This is a genomic window from Pseudomonas sp. G5001, assembly GCF_013385475.1.
In the GTDB taxonomy this organism is placed as follows: domain Bacteria; phylum Pseudomonadota; class Gammaproteobacteria; order Pseudomonadales; family Pseudomonadaceae; genus Aquipseudomonas.
In genome coordinates this window covers 69,282-90,757 of record NZ_JACAPZ010000043.1, presented here as the reverse complement: position 1 = coordinate 90,757, position 21,476 = coordinate 69,282, and the positions used below count along the sequence as shown (strand labels likewise).

Here is a 21,476-nt window from a genome sequence, read left to right as displayed (position 1 = left end):
GGGCTCCTTTTGATTTGTGATATGTACAGACCAGCAAATGTTTCATCGGAACGTGCCAGGCGCCTTGAATAACAGGGGCTGCGGTCGCACAGGTCGACACTGCAAACTATCAAAGGTAAACAACTGCGGTCGCTCGATCAGGTATCCCTGAGCGTAGTCGACCCCGATCTCAAGCAAGGCTTGTTCGATCTGGGGTGTCTCGACAAATTCGGCAATTGTGCGCTTACCCATGACATGACCGATGTGATTGATCACTTCGACCATAGCGCGGTTAATCGGGTCGTCCAGCATATCCTTTACGAAACTTCCATCGATCTTCAAGAAGTCTACAGGTAAATGTTTAAGATATGCGAACGAGGACATCCCGGCGCAGAAGTCATCCAGGGAGAAATGGCACCCTAACTCTTTGAGCTCGTTGATAAAACGAATCGCACTACCCAAATTCGCTATAGCGCTGGTTTCTGTAATTTCAAAACAAATCATTTCCGGTGGAATGCCGTAGGCAATGAATTGCTCACGCAGGAACCCAAGAAAGTCCTCATCGCCGATGGTAGTGCCTGACAGATTGATCGCACACATGGCCATGGGCCGGCCCGGGCGCTCACGCATGCAGCCCGCGATGATCTTGAACACGTTCTCCACCACCCAACGGTCCAGGGAGGTCATCAAGCCGTAACGCTCGGCGGCCGGGATAAAACTGTCCGGCAGGATGATCCGCCCCGCCTCGTCATGCAGGCGCAGCAGGATTTCGATATGCCCATGCCCCTGTTCGGTGTGCCCAAGGGGCGCGATTTCCTGGGCGTACAGGCAAAAACGGTTCTCTTCCAGCGCCATGTGCAGGCGCTGCACCCAGGCCATCTCGCCAAAGCGTAGGGACAATTCCGAGTCATCAGCGTGATACACCTGCACCCGGTTGCGGCCCTTTTCCTTGGCCATGTAGCACGCCATGTCGGCGGCTCGCAGGGAAGTCTCCAGGGTGGTCGGGGCGTGCGTGATGTGCACCAGGCCAATACTCACGGTGGTGACAAACGGCCTGCCCTTCCACACAAAGTGCAGGCTCTGCACGGTGTGGCGCAGGCTTTCGGCGATTTTTTCCGCCACCGGCGCCGGGCAGTTCTCCAGCAGGATGCCGAACTCGTCGCCGCCCAGCCGGGCCAGGGTGTCACCTTCACGCAGGTCGGACTGCAAGAGCGCGCAGATATGCCGCAACAGTTCATCCCCCGCGGCATGCCCGCAGGTGTCGTTGACCAGCTTGAACTGGTCCAGGTCGAGGAACATCAAGGCATGGCGCCCGGTTTGCTGGCGCCCGACGTTGTGCAGCACCTGCTCCAGGCGGAACTCGAACTCGCGGCGGTTGGCCAGGCCGGTCAAGGCGTCGTGGGTGGCCTGCCAGGACAGGTTGGCGATGTACTGGCGCTCCTGTGTCATGTCGTGCAACACCAGCACCGCGCCGACGACTTTGCCGGCACTGCGGATCGGCGCGCCCACCAGGGTGACGGACACGGTGGTGCCGTCCAGGCGCTGGATCAGCTTGGAGTGCTCGCTGCCCCCACCGAGCTGGCCGCCCAATATGTGTTCGATCAGGGTAAAGCCGTCGGCCTGGGCATTTTCGTCCAGCAGGTTGAACAGCGCCGCCAGCGGCAGCCCCTGGGCCTGGGCGGCTTTCCAATGGGTCAGGGCTTCGGCGGCCGGGTTCATATACGCAATGGCGCCGTCGACATCGGTGGTGATCACTCCGTCGCCAATCGACTCCAGGGTGATCTGCGCCCGCTCCTTCTCCAACTGGAGCGCGTCGGCAAACGCATGCCGCTGGGCCAGCAGCTTGTGGGTGCGCAACAGCGCCAGCACGATCAAGCCCAGTGCCGTGGCCAGGTTGGTCACCAGCAGCAGGCGCAGAATCATCCGCGAGCCTTCACCCAGGGCATCGCTGAAGGCTTTCGCGGCCGGCGTCACCCCGTCGTTGATCGCGAAGATCCGCTGCTTCCAGCGGTGTACGTCGCTGCTGCTGACCTGATTGGCCATGATCGCTCGGTGCATCTCCTGGGCCAGGTCGTCCAGTTGCACAAGGTAGCCATCGCCCACCGTCCACAGTTCGATGGCTTTTTCCAGGTAACTGAAATGGCGGAAGTTGAGGTACAGCCAGATCAGGCTGGAAACGTCGTCAGGGTGGTTACCGCCCTTGAGGATGCCCTGGCGCGCGGCAGGCAGGTCCGGCGTCGGGCGGTCCAGGGCCAGCCGCAGCTCATGCCCGCCCTGGGGTACGGCAATCGCGTTCTGGTATTTGAGGTAGGTGGCTTCGTCGCGGCTGTCGGCGTAGAGCGTCAGGTAAAAGATCGCGTCTTTCTGGCCCTTGGACCACAGGCTTTCGCCCGCCACATAACCGCGCACCGCCGAGAGTACGTAGAGACTGACGCAGCCTAACAATGCCTGGAACAGCACGACGGCGATAAAAGGCCACACAATGCCCAATAACCGAGGGGTTCCGAGAGTCTGCTTTTGCTTCATGAGGTCCCTTGCACATGCACAACTAAAATACGCACGCGAGTGAAAACCGCTCCTGATAGCTCAGCGTAGGCTAAATCACCGCACTTGTTGCAAGTGTCCGTAAAGTTTGGCGTACAAGCCACCATCAGCAATCAACTGCTGATGGTCGCCATCTTCGGCAATATGGCCGCCATCGAACACCAATACCCGATCCGCCTGTTTCACCGCCGACAGCCTGTGGGCGATGATCAACGTGGTACGGCCACTGAGAAACCGCGCCAGCGCCTGGTGCAGGTTGTATTCGGTTGCCGCATCCAGGGCCGAGGTGGCCTCGTCGAGTATTACCACTTTCGGCTCCGCCAGCACCATCCGTGCAATGGCCAGGCGTTGACGCTGCCCACCGGAAAAGCGCACGCCGGAGCGTCCGACCACGCTGTCCAGGCCCAGCGGCAGCGCCTTGACGGTCGCATCCAGCTGGGCAATTTCCAGCGCCTGCCAACAGGCCTGGTCGCTGCGCTCGCGGCCCATGGTCAGGTTGGCGCGCACCGTATCATTGAACAGTGCCGGGTGCTGCAGCACCACGGAGACATTCTCGCGAATCGTCTCCAGGCCGATTTCCTGCTGGGTCGAACCACCGAAGCGAATGCTGCCGGCCTGCGGCGTATACAGCCCCAGCAACAGCTGCACCAGGGTACTTTTGCCGCCGCCGCTGGCGCCGACAATCGCGACTTTTTCACCCGGGGCGATGTTCAGGTTCAACTGGTCCAGCACCAGTTCCTCGCCGTAGCCGAAATTCAGGCCGCGCACTTCGATGCCGACTGTCTCGCGTCCGGTAAACGGATCGGCACCGCCCGCGTATTGCGGTTCATCGGCGCGGGCCAGCAATTCGTTGATCCGCGTCAGCGCCCCGCCCGCCGCGTAGTAGGCGTATTGCAGGTTCAGCAACTGTTCCACCGGGCTGATCATGAACCACAGGTAACTGAACACCGCGAGCATCTGGCCGATGGACAGGTCGGAAAACAGCACCGTCAGCATCGCCGCCGCACGGAAGATGTCGATACCAAACTGGAACAGCAAGCCACTGGCGCGGCTGGAGGCGTCGCTTTTCCACTGGGAATTGACCGCAAAATCCCGCACTTCCTGGGCCCGCTGGCCCAGGCGCCCGAGGAAAAAGCCCTGGCGATTGCCGGCACGCACTTCCTGGATCGCATCGAGGGTTTCGGTCAGCGCCTGGGTGAACCGCGACGTGCTGTCGTTTTCCAGCTTCTTCAGGTGCTTGACCCGCTTGCCCAACTGCACCGTGGCGTAGATCACCAGCGGGTTGAACAGCAGGATCAACAGTGCCAGCTTCCAGTGCATCCACATCAGGATCCCGGAGGTGCCTACCAGGGTGAGCATCGCCACCAGGAACCGGCTGAGGGTTTCACCGACGAATTTGTCCACCGTGTCCAGGTCGGTGACCAGGTGCGTAGTCACCGTGCCGCTGCCCAGGCTTTCGTATTCGCTGAGGGAAATGCGTTTGAGGCGCTCGATCAGCCGCACGCGAATGCGATAGACGATGTCCTTGGCCAGTCGCGCAAACAACCGCGCCTGCAGCACGTTGAACACCAGGGCGCCGCAACGCAGCAGCAAGGTCACCAGCAGCATCAGGCCGATATAGCCGGCGGCCTTCTGCCAACCCAAGGGCAATGCGTGGTTCATCACCTTCAGTGCCGCATCGCCATGGCCCAGCAGCACTTCGTCCACCAGCAACGGCAGCAGCAATGGAATCGGCACGCTGCACAAGGTCGCCAGCACGGCGACGCCATTGGCGATCCACAGGGATTTCTTGTGATGCAGCGCCAGGCGGCGGACTTCCGCCCAGGTCAGCCGGTCGACACGCTTGGGTTGCTCAACGGGATCGGGCTGATCATGCACAGGCAGCTCGCTCCAGCCAGCGGCTCAGCAGCGGCGCCAATTCGGACAGCGGCTGATAGCCGTTGGTCAGCAGCGCCAGTTGCCCATTACGCTCCGCCAGCAAGGTCGGGAAACCGGCGATGCCCAGGTCCTGGACCCAGGTGAAATCCGCCGCGGTGGCCGCGTGCTGGTCGGCGCGGTCGAAAGCTTCGGCGAACTCGATACGCGGCACGCCGGCGGTCTCGGCCAGTTCCACCAATACGTCGGCGCGGGTCACGTCGCGCCCTTCGACGTAGAACGCCTGCTGGATCAGGCCCAGCAGTTTCCACGCGCAATCCGGCGCCAGGCTGCGGGCAGTGACCACGGCGCGGCAAGCCGGCTCGGTGTCGTAGACAAAACCATCAGGCAGTGCACCTTCACGCTTGAACGGCTGGCCGGTGGCGTCGGTCACGGCCTGCCAATGCTCAAGAATATAGCGCCGGGTCGTCGGCTCCAGCGCCGCGCCACTGCCGGTGCGCAAGCCGCCCACCACCAGGTGCAGCTCCACGCCTGCGGCCTGGGCCTGCTCAACCAGCGCCTTGGCCACCGGGGCGAAACCCCAGCACCAGGAGCACATCGGATCCATTACATAGAGCAGGCGTGCGGACATGGCTCAGGCCTCGGAGGATGGGGATTGCTTGTAGTTGTAGCCAATCGGGTGCGGCATATTGCGGGCCTTGGCCAGTTCAATCTGCTTTTGCCGGTCGATCGCGCTGCGACGGGTCTTCTCTGAAAGCTTATCCCAGCAATGCGGGCAACTGATGCCAGCTACATAGTGTTCGGATGCACGGTCCTCGACGCTGACCGGTGTGCGGCAGGCATGACATTGATCGTAGTCGCCTTCGCTCAAGTCGTGGCGCACGGTCACGCGATTGTCGAACACAAAGCAGTCGCCCTGCCACTTGGTTTCTTCCTGCGGCACCTCTTCGAGGTACTTCAGGATGCCGCCCTTGAGGTGATACACCTCGTCGAAACCCTCGCTGAGCATATAGCTCGAGGCCTTTTCGCAACGAATGCCGCCGGTGCAGAACATGGCGACTTTCTTGTGTTTGGCCGGGTCGAAGTTGGCTTTGATGTAGTCGGGAAATTCGCGAAAGCTGGTGGTCTTCGGGTCGATCGCGCCTTCAAAGGTGCCGATGGACACTTCGTAGTCGTTGCGGGTATCGATCAGCAGCACTTCAGGGTCGCTGATCAGCGCATTCCAGTCCTGCGGCTCGACGTAGGTGCCGACTTTCTTGTTCGGGTCGACGCCTTCGACGCCCAGGGTCACGATCTCTTTCTTGAGCTTGACCTTGGTGCGGTAGAACGGCTGCTCGTCGCAGTACGACTCTTTATGGTCGATGTCGTCCATGCGCGGGTCGTTCTTGAGCCAGGCCATCAAGCCATCAATGCCTTCGCGGCTGCCGGAAACGGTGCCGTTGATGCCTTCTTCGGCAATCAGCAAGGTGCCTTTGATGCCGTTGTCGACCATCGCCTGCAGCAGTGGCTCGCGCAGGGCGACGTAATCTTCGAGGGTGACGAACTTATACAGTGCCGCCACGACAATCGGTTGAGTCATGGGTGTTCTCTCCAGGTGGCTACCCTCGTAAAGGGTGAACCGGATGCAAAAAAAACGCGCCGACTGAGCGGCGCGTTGCGGATTCTAACAAAAATGGCGACGATTATGGACCGCCTCTTACTGTGGCGAGGGAGCTTGCTCCCGCTGGGCTGCGGAGCGGCCCCAACCAGGCAGTTGCAACCTTTCAGAAAGATCGCGGTGATTGGCAGAAGGGCTGCTGCGCAGCCCAGCGGGAGCAAGCTCCCTCGCCAGATCAAGCTGATGTGCCACAGTGTCAGTGACCTCCGGCGCAGGTCGGCGAGGCCGGGGCTGCGTCGATTTTCGCCCATTCTTCAGGCGTGTAGGTATGCAGCGCCAACGCATGGAATTCGCTCATCAGGTCACCCAACGTGGCATAGACCTTCTGGTGGCGCTTGACGCGGTTGAGGCCCTCGAACTGCTGGCTGACCAGCACGGCCTTGAAGTGGGTCTGCAACCCACGGCTGTGCATATGGCTTTCATCCAGCACGCTCAAGTGTTCCGGGCTCAGGGCGACGAGTGCCGATTCGATACGCTGTTGCATGGTCATTCCTGTTTACTTCTTCTTGGCCGGGGCCGGGGCTTTTGGCGTCAGCTCGTTGGTCATGTCTTCCAGCAGCTTGTTCACCACAGGTACCGCGCTTTCCAGCTTGGCCTGGGTCATCTGGGCCGATTGCTGGGTCAGCTGGGGCATTTTCTCCAGGACTTTCTTGCCCAGTGGCGACTGGTAGAACGCAACCAGGTCCTTGAGCTCGGATTCGCTGAAGTTGTCGGTGTAGAGCTTGATCATGTCCGGCTTGAGCTTGTTCCAGCCGATGGCCTGGTCCAGGGCGGTGTTGGCCTTGGCCTGGTAGGTGTCCAGGACGGTTTGCTTGGAAGCAGGCGCCTTGGTCTGCTCGAAACGCTGGGCGAACATTTGTTGCACTTGCATGTACACCGGGGTACCCAGCTTGTCGGCATGGGCCAGGGTAAGGAAGGCTTCGGCACTGGCGTTGTGGCTGGCGGTATCGGCAAAAACCTGGCCGCTGGCACATACCAGAGCAACCGCGGTACAGATGGCACGAAGACGAGTCATCGAGTTTCCTTTTCTAGCAGGCGAGGTAAGACCCCAAGGGCGCCCATTCTGCGCCTAAAAAACGCCGCGGCTCAACCCCACGCCTTGTGGGGCCTGGTTTTGCGGGGCTTAATCCGATGAAAAGTCTTTTAAGGGAACCCCACCGGGCGATCAGGGCCTAAACTGCGCAAACGAACCTGAAGGAGTGTGCCCGATGAGCCGTATCGAAACCGACAGCCTGGGAGAAGTGCAAGTCCCGGATGACGCTTACTGGGGCGCGCAGACCCAACGCTCGCTGGTGAACTTCGCCATCGGCGACCAGCGCATGCCCCTGGCTGTGTTGCACGCCCTGGCCCTGATCAAGAAGGCTGCGGCCCGGGTCAACGACCGCAATGGCGACCTGCCCGCCGACATCGCCCGGCTGATCGAACAGGCCGCCGACGAAGTGCTCGCCGGCGAACACGACGACCAGTTTCCCCTGGTGGTGTGGCAGACCGGCAGCGGCACTCAGAGCAACATGAACGCCAACGAAGTGATCGCCGGCCGTGCCAACGAGCTGGCGGGCAAGCCCCGTGGCGGCAAGAGCCCGGTGCATCCCAACGACCACGTCAACCGTTCCCAGAGCTCCAACGACTGCTTCCCCACCGCCATGAGCATCGCCGCCGTGCAGGCCGTCACCGAGAAGCTGTTGCCGGCGATCCGTGAACTGTCTGGTGGTTTGGCAGAGTTGTCGGCGCGCCACATGAAGCTGGTGAAAACCGGCCGCACCCACATGATGGATGCGACGCCCATCACCTTCGGCCAGGAAGTCTCGGCCTTTATAGCGCAACTCGACTACGCAGAACGCGCGATCCGCAGCGCCCTGCCCGCCGTGTGTGAACTGGCCCAGGGTGGTACTGCCGTCGGCACCGGGCTCAATTCACCCCACGGTTTTGGCGAGGCGATTGCCTCGGAATTGGCCGCGCTGTCGGGCCTGCCGTTTGTCACCGCACCGAACAAATTCGCCGCGCTGTCGGGCCATGAGCCGTTGACCACCCTGCACGGCGCCTTGAAGACCCTGGCCGTGGCCCTGATGAAAATCGCCAACGACCTGCGCCTGCTGGGCTCCGGCCCGCGTGCCGGGCTGGCGGAAGTCAAGTTGCCGGCGAATGAACCGGGCAGCTCGATCATGCCCGGCAAGGTCAACCCGACCCAGTGCGAAGCGCTGTCGATGCTGGCCTGCCAGGTGCTGGGCAATGACGTGACCATTGGCTTCGCCGCCAGCCAGGGCCACTTGCAGTTGAACGTGTACAAGCCGGTGATCATCCACAACCTGCTGGAATCGATCCGCCTGCTGGCCGACGGTTGCAGCAACTTCCAGGAGCACTGCATCGCCGGCCTGGAACCCGACGCCGAGCAAATGGCCGCGCACCTTGAGCGTGGCCTGATGCTGGTGACGGCGCTGAACCCGCACATCGGCTACGACAAGTCCGCCGAGATTGCCAAGAAGGCCTATGCCGAAGGGCTGACCCTACGGGAAGCGGCGCTGAAGCTGGGCTATCTCACGGACGAAGAGTTCGACCAGTGGGTGCGTCCGGAAAACATGCTGGAAGCCGGTCATTAAGACGCCAATCGTGCACGCCGGGCCCTGAGCCCGGCGAACAGCGACGGCGCCAACGCCACGGTCGCAGACCCCAGCACCACCAACACGGCACCGCCGTAGCCGAGGGCATTGATGTCTTCGGCGTGCACATACTCGGGCCACATCCACGCGGCCAGCGCCACCGCGACAAGGGTCACCAATGGCGTCAGCGCCAGGGTGGCGCTGACGCGCGAGGCTTCCCAGTGGGCCAGGGCTTCGGCGAATGCGCCGTAGGCAATCAGCGTATTGAAGCAGCAGGCCAGCAGCAGCCAGCCTTGCAGCGGGCTCAGTTGCAGCGCTTCCATCGGGTGCGCCCATGGCGTCAGCAAGAGCGCGCAGGACAGGTAGATCACCATCATCACCTGCAACGAATTCCATACCGTCAGCAACTGCTTCTGGCCCAGGGCGTAGAAGGTCCAGATGGTGGTGGCCAAGAGAATCGTCAGCACCCCGGCGGTGTAGCTGCCCAGGGAGGTCAACAACTCGGTCAGGCGCTGGTTGAAGAACAGGCCGAAGCCGATGATCAGCACCAGCAGGCCCATGCCCTGCCCGAGGCTGAAGCGTTCCTTGAACACGAAGACGCTGGCGATCATCAGGAAGATCGGGCCCACCTGTACCACCAGTTGCGCGGTGCCGGGGCTCAGCAGTTTGAGGCCGACCAGGTAGAGCACATAGTTGCCCATCAGGCCGCACACGGCGATCGCTACCAGCCAGCCACCTTTTGGTCCGAGGGAACGCCAGCTGGGCAGGCGCCTTACGGCGGCGAGATAGATAAACAGACAACTGCCGGAGACGACCAGGCGAAACCAGGTGACGGTGACGGGGTCCATCACCTGCAAGACCTGTTTGAGTTTGATCGGCAGAATGCCCCAGAGCAGCGCGGTCAGCAGGGCCAGGGATAAACCGTAGACCCAACGGCCCGATGAGATGTGCATGAGTGCCCCGAATGCCTGAGGTGGAGGAGGTGCATTCTAGGGGGATGTGAACGGATTGGGATACGGTGCTGATCAAATGTGGGAGCGGGCTTGCTCGCGAAGGCGGTCTATCAGCCAACATTTTCATCGACTGCCCCGCCGCATTCGCGAGCAAGTCGAATCGTCGCACCGCCACTCCCACACTGAGTCAGCGTACGGCTTCGAACAAGCCGGTGGCCCCCATGCCGCCGCCCACACACATAGTGACAATGCCGTAACGCAACTTGCGCCGCTGCAACTCACGCACCAGATGCCCCACCTGCCGCGACCCCGTCATCCCAAACGGATGCCCGATGGAAATCGACCCGCCGTTGACGTTGTACTTGGCGTTATCAATTTCCAGCCGATTACGCGCATAAAGGCACTGCGAGGCAAACGCCTCATTCAGCTCCCACAAATCAATATCCGCCACCGCCAGCCCACGGGCCTTGAGCAACTTGGGCACCGAAAACACCGGCCCGATCCCCATCTCATCCGGCTCACACCCCGCCACCGTAAACCCGCGAAAAAACGCCTTGGGCTTAAGCCCCAGTTCCAGCGCTTTTTCCAGGCTCATCACCAGTGTCATGGAAGCCCCATCAGACAACTGCGAGGAATTCCCCGCCGTCACCGACCCATCCTCCGCAAACACCGGTTTCAATCCCGCAAGACTGGCCAACGTCGTATCCGGACGATTGCAATCATCCCGATCCACCACCCCCTCCAACACCTGCACCGCGCCAGTGTTCTTGTCCTCAACCTTGTACTTCACCGCCATCGGCACGATTTCATCATCGAACAACCCGTCAGCCTGGGCCTGAGCCGTACGCTGCTGGCTTTGCAGCGCATACAGATCCTGCTCTTCACGACTGACGTGATACCGCCGCGCAACGATTTCCGCCGTCTGCCCCATGGGAAAGTAAATGCCCGGCACCTGCTCCTTGAGCAACGGATTGATCAGGTTATCGGTGTTGACGCTCTTCATGGTCAGGCTGATGGACTCGACCCCACCGGCCACGATGATCTCGCTGCAACCGGAAGCAATCTGGTTGGCGGCGATCGCAATCGCCTGCAACCCCGAGGAACAGAAACGGTTGAGGGTCATGCCCGCCGTACCGGTACCCAGTTGCGACAACACCGCCACATTGCGGCCGATGTTGTAGCCCTGGGCACCTTCGTTGGAACCGGCGCCGACGATGCAGTCCTCGACCGTGGCCGGGTCGATGCCATTGCGGGTCAGCAACGCGTTCACGCAATGGGCAGCCATGTCATCGGGACGGGTCTGGTTGAACTTGCCGCGAAAGGACTTGGCCAGGCCGGTTCGCACGCTGTCGACGATCACTACTTCACGCATGGGCTACCTCAATTGTTGTGGTTGTTGAGAGATGGATCGAGCATAGATCCCGCCCTCTTCAACCGCGACAATCATTCACCCCGCGTATGCAAAAGCATGGCGTTACTTCTTCTTGTCCTTCTTGTCATGCTTGTCGGTCTTGTCGAACGCTTCCTCCAGCGCCCGGTTGATGGTGCGCAGTACCTTCACCCGCGCCCAGCGCTTGTCGTTGGCTTCAACCAGCGTCCACGGCGCAATCTCGGTGCTGGTGCGGTCCACCATGTCGCCCACCGCCGCCCGGTAGTCGTCCCACTTCTCGCGGTTACGCCAGTCGTCCTCGGTGATCTTGAAGCGTTTGAACGGGATTTCCTCGCGGGCCTGGAACCGCTCCAGCTGCGTCTGCTTGTCGATCGCCAGCCAGAACTTGACCACGATCACCCCGGCGTCGCGCAGTTGCTCTTCGAAGTCGTTGATCTCGCCGTAGGCGCGCATCCAGTCCGTCGGCGTGCAGAAGCCTTCGATGCGTTCCACCAGCACCCGGCCATACCAGGAGCGGTCGAACACGGTGAACATGCCCCGCGCCGGAATCTTCTGCCAGAAACGCCACAGGTAAGGCTGGGCGCGCTCGTCTTCACTGGGCGCGGCAATCGGCACGATGTGGTACTGCCGGGGGTCGAGGGCTGCCGCCACACGCCGGATGGCCCCACCCTTGCCCGCCGCGTCGTTGCCTTCAAACACTGTCACCAACGCGTGCTTGCGCATGCGTTTGTCGCGCATCAGCCCGGAGAACCGCGCCTGCTCGGTAATCAGTTGTTCTTCGTAATCGTCCTTTTCAAGGCTCAGGCTCATGTCCAGGCTGTTCAGCAGGCTCATCTGGTCAACCGCCGATGGCAGCGGCGCCGGGTTCATGCCGCTGGCTTTACCCTTGGGCACTTTCAAGGCGTTTTGCAGGCCTTCGAGCAGGATCTTGCCGACGGTCAGCCCGCGGTAGTGCGCATCGACACCCTCGATCACATACCAAGGCGCATAGTCACGGCTGGTGCGGCGCAGGATCCGCTCACCAAAATGCACAAACTTGTCGTAGGTCTTTGACTGCTGCCAGTCCAGCGGGCTGATGCGCCAGCTGTGCAGCGGGTCGTCCTGCAAGGCTTTGAGCCGGGATTTCATTTGCTTCTTGGAGAGGTGGAACCAGAACTTGAAGATCAGCGCACCTTCATCACACAGCATCTTTTCCAGGCGCTCGGCCCCGGCGATGGCCTGATCCAGCCGCGCGTCCTTGATCTCGCCATGGACGCGACTCTGCAGCATCTGGCTGTACCAGTTACCAAAAAAGATCCCCATGCGGCCTTTCGCCGGAAGCTGGCGCCAGTAGCGCCAGGCCGGTGGGCGGGCCAGTTCTTCGTCGGTCTGCTGATCGAAGGTGCGCACCTCGATCAGGCGCGGGTCCATCCATTCATTCAGCAATTTGACGGTTTCACCCTTGCCCGCGCCTTCGATGCCATTGATCAGGATGATCACCGGGAAGCGCTTCTGCTGTTGCAGTTCGTACTGCACTTCCAGCAAGGCTTCACGCAGGGCCGGCACTTCGGCGTCGTAGGTGTCTTTGTCGATGGCGTGACCGATTTCGGCAGATTCGAACATGGGCGGCTCCGTTCCAGAAGTGATCAAGACTAGCGGATTGGGCAACAACACGTGGCAGGAAATTCCGCAGCGGCTTGCCATGGATCAATGACAACCCTGTTGATCAGCTAGAATGGCCGCCTTGCCTTTGCCGAGCCGCTCATGAACCCCGTATCCCACGCCCAGCTTGACTGGGATGACCAAGGTCGCCCGCACTCGCGGGTCTTCGATGACGTGTACTTCTCCGACAAGTCGGGCCTTGAAGAAACCCGCTACGTGTTCCTCGAACAGAACCGTCTGCAGGAACGTTTTGCGGCGCTGCCGGTGGGCGGGCGCTTGGTGATTGGTGAGACGGGCTTCGGCACCGGCCTGAATTTTTTGTGCGCCTGGCAGTTGTTTGATCAACACGCGGAGGCGGGTGCGCGCCTGCATTTTGTCAGCGTGGAAAAGTACCCGCTGAGCCACGCCGACCTGCAGCGCGCCCTCGCCCTCTGGCCGGAACTGGCACCGTTCGCCGAGCAACTGTTGGCGCAATACATCGCGATTCACCAAGGCTTCCAGCGGCTGGTACTGGATAACGGTCGAGTCACCCTGACGTTGCTGATCGGCGACGCCCTGGAGCAATTGCCGCAGCTGGACGCGCAGGTCGACGCCTGGTTCCTCGACGGTTTCGCCCCGGCCAAGAACCCCGACATGTGGACTGCCGAGCTGTTCGCCGAACTGGCGCGGCTGGCGGCGCCGGGCTCGACCATCAGCACCTTTACCAGCACCGGCTGGGTACGGCGGTTGATCAACGCCGCCGGGTTCAAGATGAAGCGCACCCCCGGCATCGGCCACAAGTGGGAAATCCTGCGGGGTGAGTTTCTCGGCTGGCCCGCTGAAACGCCTGCGCCTGCCGCGGCAAAACCCTGGTTTGCGCGCCCACCTGCGGTTTCCGGTGAACGCCATGCACTGGTCATCGGTGGTGGCCTGGCCGGTTGCGCCACGGCGGCCAGCCTGGCGGCACGGGGCTGGCGCGTCAGTTTGCTGGAACGCCACGCAGCGCTCGCGCAGGAAGCCTCCGGCAACCCGCAAGGGGTGTTGTACCTCAAGCTTTCCGCCCATGGCACGGCACTTTCGCAGTTGATTCTCAGCGGTTTCGGCCACACCCGGCGCCTGCTGGAACACCTGCAACGTGGCGTGGACTGGGATGGCTGCGGCGTGCTGCAACTGGCCTTCAACGCCAAGGAAGCCGAGCGCCAGGCACAACTGGCCGGCGCTTTTGCCCCGGACCTGTTGCACCTGCTGGATAAAGAGCAGGCACAGGCGCGCGCCGGGATAACGCTGGAGCACGGCGGCTTGTTCTTCCCCGAAGGCGGCTGGGTTCACCCGCCGGCGCTGTGCGAATGGCAAGCCAGGCACCCGCTGATCGAAGTGCTCCAGCACCACGACGCCCTTGAGCTCAAGCAGGTCGACAGTCAGTGGCAGGCGTTGCAGGGCGATACGGTTCTGGCTCAAGCCAGTGTGGTCGTGCTGGCCGGCGCCGCCGAGATCAAGCGGTTTTCCTTCAGCGCTGACTTGCCCCTCAAGCGCATCCGCGGGCAAATCACTCGCCTGCCGCAAACGGCGCAAAGCCAGGCGTTGGCCACAGTGGTGTGCGCCGAGGGCTACGTCGCCCCGCCACGCCTGGGCGAGCACACCCTCGGTGCCAGTTTCGACTTCAAGAGCGATGACCTTACGCCCACGGTGGCCGAGCACGCGGGCAATCTGCAGATGCTGCGGGAAATCTCCCTCGATTTGCTGCAACGCCTGGGCGCCGACAGCCTGGCACCCGAACAGCTCGAAGGCCGCGCCGCCTTCCGTTGCACCAGCCCGGACTACCTGCCGATCGTCGGGCCGCTGGCGCAGCGAGAGGCGTTTGATCACACCTACGCCGCCCTCGGCAAAGACGCCCGGCAGGTCCCTGATGCGCCGTGCCCGTGGTTGCACGGCGTGTATATCAACAGTGGCCATGGCTCACGGGGGCTGGTCACCGCGCCACTCTGCGCAGAGCTGCTGGCCGCCTGGCTCGACAATGAGCCCCTGCCGCTGCCGCGCAATGTCAGCGAAGCCTGTCACCCCAATCGGTTCGCGCTGCGTGCCCTGATCCGCGGTAACCCAGGCAAATCCTGAGGGCCATGACGGGCTCGCAACCCGTCAAGGCTCTTTGCCTTATAACGTATTGTTCTAAAACTCCCACAATTTACCCGGGTCAGTCTCTGGGTACCCGCCGTTTTGGCGGGCTGCATTTCTATCCCTCCCCAACGGAAAAACCGGTAAGGAATTTATGTGCGGATTAGCTGGAGAGTTACGTTTCGATCACCAACCTGCCGACCTGGCAGCGGTGGAACGAATCACCCATCATTTGGCGCCACGCGGTCCTGACGCGTGGGGCTTTCATGCCCAGGGGCCGATTGCCCTGGGCCATCGACGCCTGAAAATCATGGACCTGTCGGATGGCTCCGCCCAACCGATGGTCGACGCCCAACTGGGCCTGTCCCTGGCGTTCAACGGCGCGATCTATAACTTCCCGGAATTGCGTGAAGAGCTGGAAGCCCTGGGCTACGCCTTCTATTCCGGTGGCGACACCGAAGTGCTGCTCAAGGGCTACCACGCCTGGGGCGAAGCCCTGCTGCCCAAGCTCAACGGGATGTTCGCCTTCGCCATCTGGGAGCGCGATGCCCAGCGCCTGTTCATCGCCCGTGACCGCCTCGGCGTGAAGCCGCTGTACCTGTCGCGCACCGGCCAGCGCCTGCGTTTTGCTTCGGCCTTGCCGGCGCTGCTAAAGGGTGGCGATATCAACCCGATCCTCGATCCGGTGGCCCTCAATCACTACCTGAACTTCCACGCCGTGGTGCCGGCGCCGCGCACCCTGCTGGCGGGCATTGAAAAGCTGCCGCCCGCCTCCTGGATGCGCATCGACGCCGATGGCAAGACTGAACAGAAAACCTGGTGGACCCTGCCCTACGGCCCCCACGCCGATGAAGCCAACCTGACCCTGGAAGACTGGACCGACCGCGTGCTCGACAGCACCCGCGAAGCCGTGGCGATTCGTCAGCGGGCGGCGGTGGATGTGGGCGTGCTGCTTTCCGGCGGTGTCGATTCCAGCATGCTGGTGGGCCTGTTGCGGGAAGTCGGCGTGCAGGACCTGTCGACCTTCTCCATCGGTTTTGAAGACGCTGGCGGCGAGCGCGGCGACGAATTCCAGTATTCGGACTTGATCGCCAAGCATTACGGCACCCGTCACCACCAACTGCGTATCGCCGAAAGCGAAATCATCGAGCAATTGCCGGCGGCGTTCCGTGCCATGAGCGAGCCGATGGTCAGCCATGACTGCATTGCCTTCTACCTGCTGTCCCGGGAAGTGGCCAAGCATTGCAAGGTGGTGCAAAGCGGCCAGGGCGCCGATGAACTGTTCGCCGGTTACCACTGGTACCCGCAGGTGGATGGCGCAAGCGACCCGTACGCGGCCTACCGCGACGCTTTTTTCGACCGCAGCTACGACGACTATGCCGCTACCGTCGCGCCGAAATGGTTGACCGCGAATGACGCCGCCGGTGACTTCGTGCGCGAGCATTTCGCCCAGCCCGGCGCCGATGCGGCGGTGGACAAAGCCCTGCGCCTGGACAGCACCGTGATGCTGGTGGATGACCCGGTCAAGCGCGTCGACAACATGACCATGGCCTGGGGCCTGGAAGCGCGCACACCGTTTCTCGACTATCGCCTGGTAGAACTGTCGGCCCGCGTGCCGGGCAAATTCAAACTGCCGGACGGCGGCAAGCAAGTGCTCAAGGAAGCGGCGCGCCGGGTGATCCCGAGCGAGGTCATCGACCGCAAGAAAGGCTACTTCCCGGTGCCCGGCCTCAAGCATTTGCAGGGTGACACCTTGAACTGGGTGCGTGAGCTGCTGCTGGACCCAAGCCAGGACCGCGGCCTGTTCAACCCGGCCATGCTCGACCGCCTGCTCACCGATCCCCAAGGCCAACTGACCCCGTTGCGCGGCTCCAAGCTGTGGCAACTGGCGGCGCTGAACCTGTGGCTCAGCGAACAAGGAATCTGATTCATGAAACCTCATGCCACGGCTTACAGCCAACGCTTGCTGCGAGGCCAGGCGCCCTCCTACGAGCGCCTGCAAGCCCGCTTCGCCGAAGACGGCAGCGAACTGGACCCCACGCCGATTGCCGTGCATTGCGGTTGGGGCCGGCTGCTGATCGGCCACACCTTCCCGGACCCGGCGAGCCTCGCCCTGGAGTTGCTCAACGAGCAACCCGGCGAACGGGATATCGCGTTGTATGTGGCAGCGCCACAGCAGATCCTCGGGATTGATCCCCAGCAGTTGTTTCTCGACCCGTCCGATACCCTGCGCCTGTGGTTCACCGACTATCGTCCGGCGACCCGAGTGTTTCGCGGGTTCCGGATTCGCCGGGTACAAACCGAGGCGGACTGGCAGGCGGTGAACCACCTGTACCAGGGGCGCGGCATGTTGCCGGTGGACCCGGCGCTGCTCACGCCACGCCATCAAGGCGGCCCGGTGTATTGGCTCGCCGAGGACGAAGACAGCGGCGCGGTGATCGGCAGCGTGATGGGCCTGAACCACCAGAAGGCCTTTCACGATCCGGAGAACGGCTGCAGCCTCTGGTGCCTGGCGGTCGACCCGCAATGTACCCGCCCCGGCGTGGGTGAAGTGCTGGTACGCCACTTGATCGAACACTTCATGAGCCGCGGCCTGAGCTACCTCGACCTGTCGGTGCTGCACGACAACCGCCAGGCGAAAAGTCTCTACGCCAAGCTTGGCTTTCGCGCGCTGACCACCTTCGCCATCAAGCGCAAGAACGGGATCAACCAGCCGCTGTTCCTCGGCCCTGGCCCGCAGGCGGAGTTCAATCCCTATGCGCGGATCATTGTCGAGGAAGCCCATCGGCGCGGGATCGACGTGCAAGTGGACGATGCCGATGCCGGCTTGTTCACCCTGAGCCACGGTGGCCGCCGGGTGCGCTGCCGCGAATCCCTCAGCGACCTGACCAGCGCCATCAGCATGACGTTGTGCCAGGACAAGAGCCTGACCCACAAGGTGTTCAAGGCCGCAGGCCTGAACCTTCCGGCCCAGCAATTGGCCGGCAGTGCCGATGACAACCTGGAGTTTCTCGACGAGCACCAGCGTATTGTGGTCAAGCCGCTGGATGGCGAACAAGGCCAGGGTGTGGCGGTGGATTTGCAGACCATTGAAGACGTGCAAAAAGCCATTGAGGCGGCCCGCCAATTCGACACCCGTGTACTGCTGGAAAGCTTCCACGAAGGCCTCGACCTGCGCATTCTGGTGATCGGTTTCGAAGTGGTCGCCGCCGCCATTCGCCGCCCGGCGGAAGTCACCGGCGATGGCCAGCATTCCATTGGCGCGTTGATCGAAGCCCAGAGCCGCCGACGCCAGGCCGCCACCGATGGCGAAAGCAAAATCCCCCTGGACCATGAAACCCAACGCACCCTGCAGGCGGCCGGCTACGACTACAACAGCATCCTGCCCCGTGGCGAACGCCTGGCAGTGCGGCGTACCGCCAACCTGCACACCGGCGGTTGCCTGGAAGACGTCACCGCCATCCTCCACCCGACCCTGGTGGACGCCGCCGTGCGCGCCGCCCGTGCCCTCGACATTCCCATGGTGGGCCTGGACCTGATGGTGCCGGCCGCCGACCAACCGGACTATGTGTTTATCGAAGCCAACGAACGGGCCGGGCTGGCCAACCATGAACCGCAGCCGACGGCTGAAAAGTTCGTGGACCTGTTGTTCCCGCATAGCCAACCGACGGCTTGAGAAAGGTGTTGCCTTGACTGGCGCTTTCGCGAGCAAGCCCGCTCCCACAGGGGAATGCATTCCAAATGTGGGAGCGGGCTTGCTCGCGAAGACGCCGGGACAGCCAACACAATCTCTGAGGCGCCCCTTTCATCGAAACCATCGATGCCCTCAACTCATCAGGAGTTTCCATGACCCGAACCATCCCCGAACCGGATCTCGCTTACCTGCAAAAAGTGCTGCTGGAAATGCTCGCCATTCCCAGCCCCACCGGGTTTACCGACACCATCGTGCGCTACGTTGCCGAGCGCCTTGAGGAACTGGGCATTCCCTTTGAAATGACCCGGCGCGGCACCATCCGCGCCACCCTCAAGGGCCAGAAAAACAGCCCCGACCGCGCCGTTTCCGCGCACCTGGACACCATCGGCGCCGCCGTGCGGGCGATCAAGGACAATGGCCGCCTGACCCTCGCGCCGGTCGGCTGCTGGTCCAGCCGTTTTGCCGAAGGCAGCCGCGTCAGCCTGTTCACCGATAACGGCGTGATCCGTGGCAGCGTGCTGCCGTTGATGGCCTCCGGTCACGCGTTCAATACGGCCGTGGATGAAATGCCCATCAGTTGGGACCACATCGAACTGCGCCTGGATGCCTACTGCGCCACCCGCGCCGACTGTGACTCCCTGGGTATCAGCGTCGGCGATTTCGTCGCCTTCGACCCGCTGCCGGAGTTCACCGAGAGCGGGCATATCAGCGCCCGCCACCTGGACGATAAAGCCGGGGTTGCCGCGCTGCTGGCAGCGCTCAAGGCGATTGTCGACAGCGGCCAGCCGCTGCTGATCGACTGCCATCCGCTGTTCACCATCACCGAAGAAACCGGCAGTGGTGCGGCGGCGGCATTGCCGTGGGATGTGAGTGAGTTCGTCGGCATCGACATTGCGCCGGTGGCCCACGAGCAGCACTCCAGCGAACACGCGGTGAGTGTGGCGATGCAGGACTCCGGCGGGCCGTATGACTATCACCTGTCCCGCCACCTGCTGCGCCTGGCGGCGGAGAATGAGTTGCCGGTGCGCCGCGACCTGTTTCGCTACTACTTCAGCGACGCGCATTCGGCGGTAACCGCTGGCCATGACATTCGCACCGCGCTGCTGGCGTTTGGTTGCGATGCCACCCACGGCTATGAGCGCACGCACATCGACAGCCTCGCCGCGCTGAGTCGCCTGCTGGGCGCGTACATCCTCAGCCCGCCGGTGTTCGCCAGCGATGCACAGCCGGCCAAGGGCTCCCTCGACCGGTTCAGTCACCAGATCGAACACGACACACAAATGGAGAGTGATACCCGCGTGCCGTCGGTGGACAGCCTGGTGGGCCAAAAAACCTGAGACTGGCAACTCGGATCCCGGCGCAGTAGCATCGCCGGGATTCCCTAGCCGAGGCTTGTATGCTGATTCCCTACGATGCACTTGAAGTCGACACCCTGACACGCCTCATCGAAGACTTCGTGACCCGCGACGGCACCGACAATGGTGACGACACACCTCTGGAAACCCGGGTGCTGCGGGTACGCCAGGCGCTGACCAAGGGCCAGGCGCTGATTGTCTTCGACCCCGAGAGCGAGCAGTGCCAGTTGATGCTCAAGCACGATGTGCCCAAGCACCTGTTCGACTGAGACTCAAGGATTGGGCACAGGCACTGGATGGGTGTTGGCCTGCTGCCCGTGGCGGCTGAGGATCTTCTGATAGACCTCCGCCCGGTGCACATTGACCCCCACCGGCGCTTCCACACCCAGCTTCACTTGGGTGCCGTTCACTTCCAGAATGCGCAAGGTGATCTGGTCACCCACCGAAATTATTTCACCTACCGCGCGGCTTAATACCAGCATGGGGTTCGTCCTTTTTAAGTTACCGAACCCCGACCATGCGCTCCCTGCCTGGCACCATCAATGGCCTTCAGGTTAAACAGGCATGCCTTACACATCAGGGTAAATTACCCTACAGACAGGCAGTGAATAATCTCGAATTACACCCAAGAACCAAACGATATGTTCAAATTTGCAGGCACTCTCTGTGGCTAGAGAGCTTGTTGTGGCGAGGAGCTTGCTGTGGCGAGGGAGCTTGCTCCCTCGCCACAACAAGCCCTCGCCACATCAGGTGCTCACCTGAAATTCAACCTTTTACCGCCTGCGACTGAGCTTTCGCCCGCATCTTGTCTGCCATCACGGTCATCTCGTCATACAGCAGTTGCGGGTTCTTCTGTTTCAATGCCCAGGCCATGCGCCCCTGCTCGTGGGGCAGGATCATGAATTGCCCTTGCGCCACTTGCTGGTAGATGTAGTCGGCGATTTCTGCGGCGGTGATCGGCGAGCTTTCCAGCAGCTTGCCCACCTGGGCTTTCATCGCCGGCGTCGGCCCGCGGAACGAGTCCAGCAGGTTCGTCTGGAAGAAGGATGGGCACACCACATGCACGCCGACTTCCTGTTGCTTGAGTTCCACCAGCAGGCTTTCCGAAAGTGCCACCACGCCGGCCTTGGCCACGTTGTAGTTGCTCATGGCCGGGCCCTGCATCAGGGCGGCCATGGACGCGATGTTGATGATGCGGCCCTTGCTCTTTTCCAGCAGCGGCAGGAAGGCTTTGCAGCCCTTGACCACGCCCATCAGGTTGATCGCGATCTGCCAGTCCCAGTCTTCCAGGGACAGTTCGCTGAAGAACCCGCCCGACGCCACACCGGCGTTGTTGACGATCACGTCGATGCCACCGAACTTTTCCTCACAGGCCTGTGCGAACGCGGTGAGCTGGCTGTAGTCGCGCACGTCGCAGCGCTGGGTGAAACCGTCACCGCCGGCCTGGCGTACAAGCTTGAGGGTTTCTTGCAGGCCCGCTTCGCTGACGTCCGACAAGGCCAGTTGCCAACCCTCGCGGGCCCAGCGCAGAGCGATTTCGCGACCCAGGCCAGAACCGGCGCCGGTGATCATCATGCGATTTTGCATAGGAAAGTAGCCTTGTGGTTCACGGAAGAAGTGAGCCGCAGTGTAGCGAAGGTTTTTCCCGCACCCACGCACCATCAGACTGCTGAATGCCCCAGGCAAACCGTGGGCCGGGT

General features: G+C 62.1%; 17 protein-coding genes. 6 read left to right on the top strand and 11 right to left on the bottom strand.

Annotation, left to right across the window (positions count from 1 at the left end; translation table 11 throughout):
* Window positions 1-42: 42 nt before the first annotated feature.
* The 6 genes from HX805_RS28385 to HX805_RS28360 all read right to left on the bottom strand — a co-directional run bounded on the left by HX805_RS28385 (window position 43) and on the right by HX805_RS28360 (window position 7,070).
* Window positions 43-2,505, bottom strand: a complete 2,463-nt coding sequence (locus HX805_RS28385) for an EAL domain-containing protein (protein ID WP_177117512.1) — start codon at window positions 2,503-2,505, stop codon at window positions 43-45.
* Between the two features lie 75 nt (window positions 2,506-2,580).
* Window positions 2,581-4,401 (bottom strand): ABC transporter ATP-binding protein, encoded by a 1,821-nt coding sequence (locus HX805_RS28380; protein WP_003216734.1) that lies wholly within the window; start codon window positions 4,399-4,401, stop codon window positions 2,581-2,583.
* Window positions 4,394-5,029 carry a DsbA family protein gene (locus tag HX805_RS28375; RefSeq protein WP_008433236.1) on the bottom strand — a complete coding sequence of 212 codons (636 nt, stop codon included), beginning with the start codon at window positions 5,027-5,029 and terminating at the stop codon, window positions 4,394-4,396. The genes HX805_RS28380 and HX805_RS28375 overlap by 8 nt, the downstream gene beginning before the upstream one ends.
* Window positions 5,030-5,032: 3 nt before the next feature.
* On the bottom strand, window positions 5,033-5,977 hold the full coding sequence (locus HX805_RS28370; protein WP_003216738.1) for a rhodanese-related sulfurtransferase: 945 nt from the start codon (window positions 5,975-5,977) through the stop codon (window positions 5,033-5,035).
* 274 nt (window positions 5,978-6,251) lie between these two features.
* Window positions 6,252-6,545, bottom strand: coding sequence for a BolA family transcriptional regulator (locus tag HX805_RS28365; protein ID WP_003216739.1), 294 nt, complete (start codon window positions 6,543-6,545; stop codon window positions 6,252-6,254).
* A gap of 6 nt (window positions 6,546-6,551) precedes the next feature.
* Entirely contained in the window at window positions 6,552-7,070 is a 519-nt protein-coding gene (locus HX805_RS28360; protein WP_003216742.1) for a DUF2059 domain-containing protein, read from the bottom strand.
* Window positions 7,071-7,263: 193 nt separating this feature from the next.
* On the opposite strand from HX805_RS28360, the gene HX805_RS28355 reads away from it, so the two are divergent.
* A complete protein-coding gene (locus HX805_RS28355) occupies window positions 7,264-8,652 on the top strand; it encodes a class II fumarate hydratase (RefSeq protein WP_003216744.1) in 1,389 nt (462 codons plus the stop codon).
* Here HX805_RS28355 and HX805_RS28350 read toward each other — a convergent pair.
* The 3 genes from HX805_RS28350 to pap all read right to left on the bottom strand — a co-directional run bounded on the left by HX805_RS28350 (window position 8,649) and on the right by pap (window position 12,597).
* Entirely contained in the window at window positions 8,649-9,605 is a 957-nt protein-coding gene (locus HX805_RS28350) for a DMT family transporter (protein ID WP_177117511.1), read from the bottom strand. The two genes, HX805_RS28355 and HX805_RS28350, sit on opposite strands and share 4 nt — an antisense overlap.
* A gap of 187 nt (window positions 9,606-9,792) precedes the next feature.
* Complete coding sequence (locus tag HX805_RS28345; protein ID WP_003216747.1) at window positions 9,793-10,977, bottom strand: thiolase family protein; 1,185 nt, start codon at window positions 10,975-10,977, stop codon at window positions 9,793-9,795.
* 102 nt (window positions 10,978-11,079) lie between these two features.
* Complete coding sequence (gene pap / locus HX805_RS28340; RefSeq protein ID WP_177009485.1) at window positions 11,080-12,597, bottom strand: polyphosphate:AMP phosphotransferase; 1,518 nt, start codon at window positions 12,595-12,597, stop codon at window positions 11,080-11,082.
* Between the two features lie 141 nt (window positions 12,598-12,738).
* Between pap and mnmC the strand changes: the two genes are divergently transcribed.
* The 5 genes from mnmC to HX805_RS28315 all read left to right on the top strand — a co-directional run bounded on the left by mnmC (window position 12,739) and on the right by HX805_RS28315 (window position 20,045).
* Entirely contained in the window at window positions 12,739-14,727 is a 1,989-nt protein-coding gene (mnmC, locus tag HX805_RS28335; protein WP_177080311.1) for a bifunctional tRNA (5-methylaminomethyl-2-thiouridine)(34)-methyltransferase MnmD/FAD-dependent 5-carboxymethylaminomethyl-2-thiouridine(34) oxidoreductase MnmC, read from the top strand.
* A gap of 154 nt (window positions 14,728-14,881) precedes the next feature.
* A complete protein-coding gene (locus HX805_RS28330) occupies window positions 14,882-16,654 on the top strand; it encodes an N-acetylglutaminylglutamine amidotransferase (protein WP_003216754.1) in 1,773 nt (590 codons plus the stop codon).
* A gap of 3 nt (window positions 16,655-16,657) precedes the next feature.
* Window positions 16,658-18,403: an N-acetylglutaminylglutamine synthetase gene (ngg, locus tag HX805_RS28325; RefSeq protein WP_177117510.1), complete on the top strand. Its 1,746-nt coding sequence runs from the start codon at window positions 16,658-16,660 to the stop codon at window positions 18,401-18,403.
* Between the two features lie 170 nt (window positions 18,404-18,573).
* Window positions 18,574-19,758 carry an osmoprotectant NAGGN system M42 family peptidase gene (locus tag HX805_RS28320; protein WP_003216760.1) on the top strand — a complete coding sequence of 395 codons (1,185 nt, stop codon included), beginning with the start codon at window positions 18,574-18,576 and terminating at the stop codon, window positions 19,756-19,758.
* A gap of 59 nt (window positions 19,759-19,817) precedes the next feature.
* Window positions 19,818-20,045 carry a YheU family protein gene (locus HX805_RS28315; RefSeq protein ID WP_003192759.1) on the top strand — a complete coding sequence of 76 codons (228 nt, stop codon included), beginning with the start codon at window positions 19,818-19,820 and terminating at the stop codon, window positions 20,043-20,045.
* Window positions 20,046-20,048: 3 nt separating this feature from the next.
* On the opposite strand, the gene csrA is transcribed toward HX805_RS28315, so the two are convergent.
* Together csrA and HX805_RS28305 are read right to left on the bottom strand one after the other, a co-directional pair.
* The gene (gene csrA / locus HX805_RS28310) at window positions 20,049-20,258 is read right to left on the bottom strand and encodes a carbon storage regulator CsrA (RefSeq protein ID WP_008433220.1); all 210 of its coding nucleotides are present in this window, start codon (window positions 20,256-20,258) and stop codon (window positions 20,049-20,051) included.
* 283 nt (window positions 20,259-20,541) lie between these two features.
* A complete protein-coding gene (locus HX805_RS28305) occupies window positions 20,542-21,363 on the bottom strand; it encodes an SDR family oxidoreductase (protein ID WP_177028910.1) in 822 nt (273 codons plus the stop codon).
* Between the last annotated feature and the right edge of the window lie 113 nt (window positions 21,364-21,476).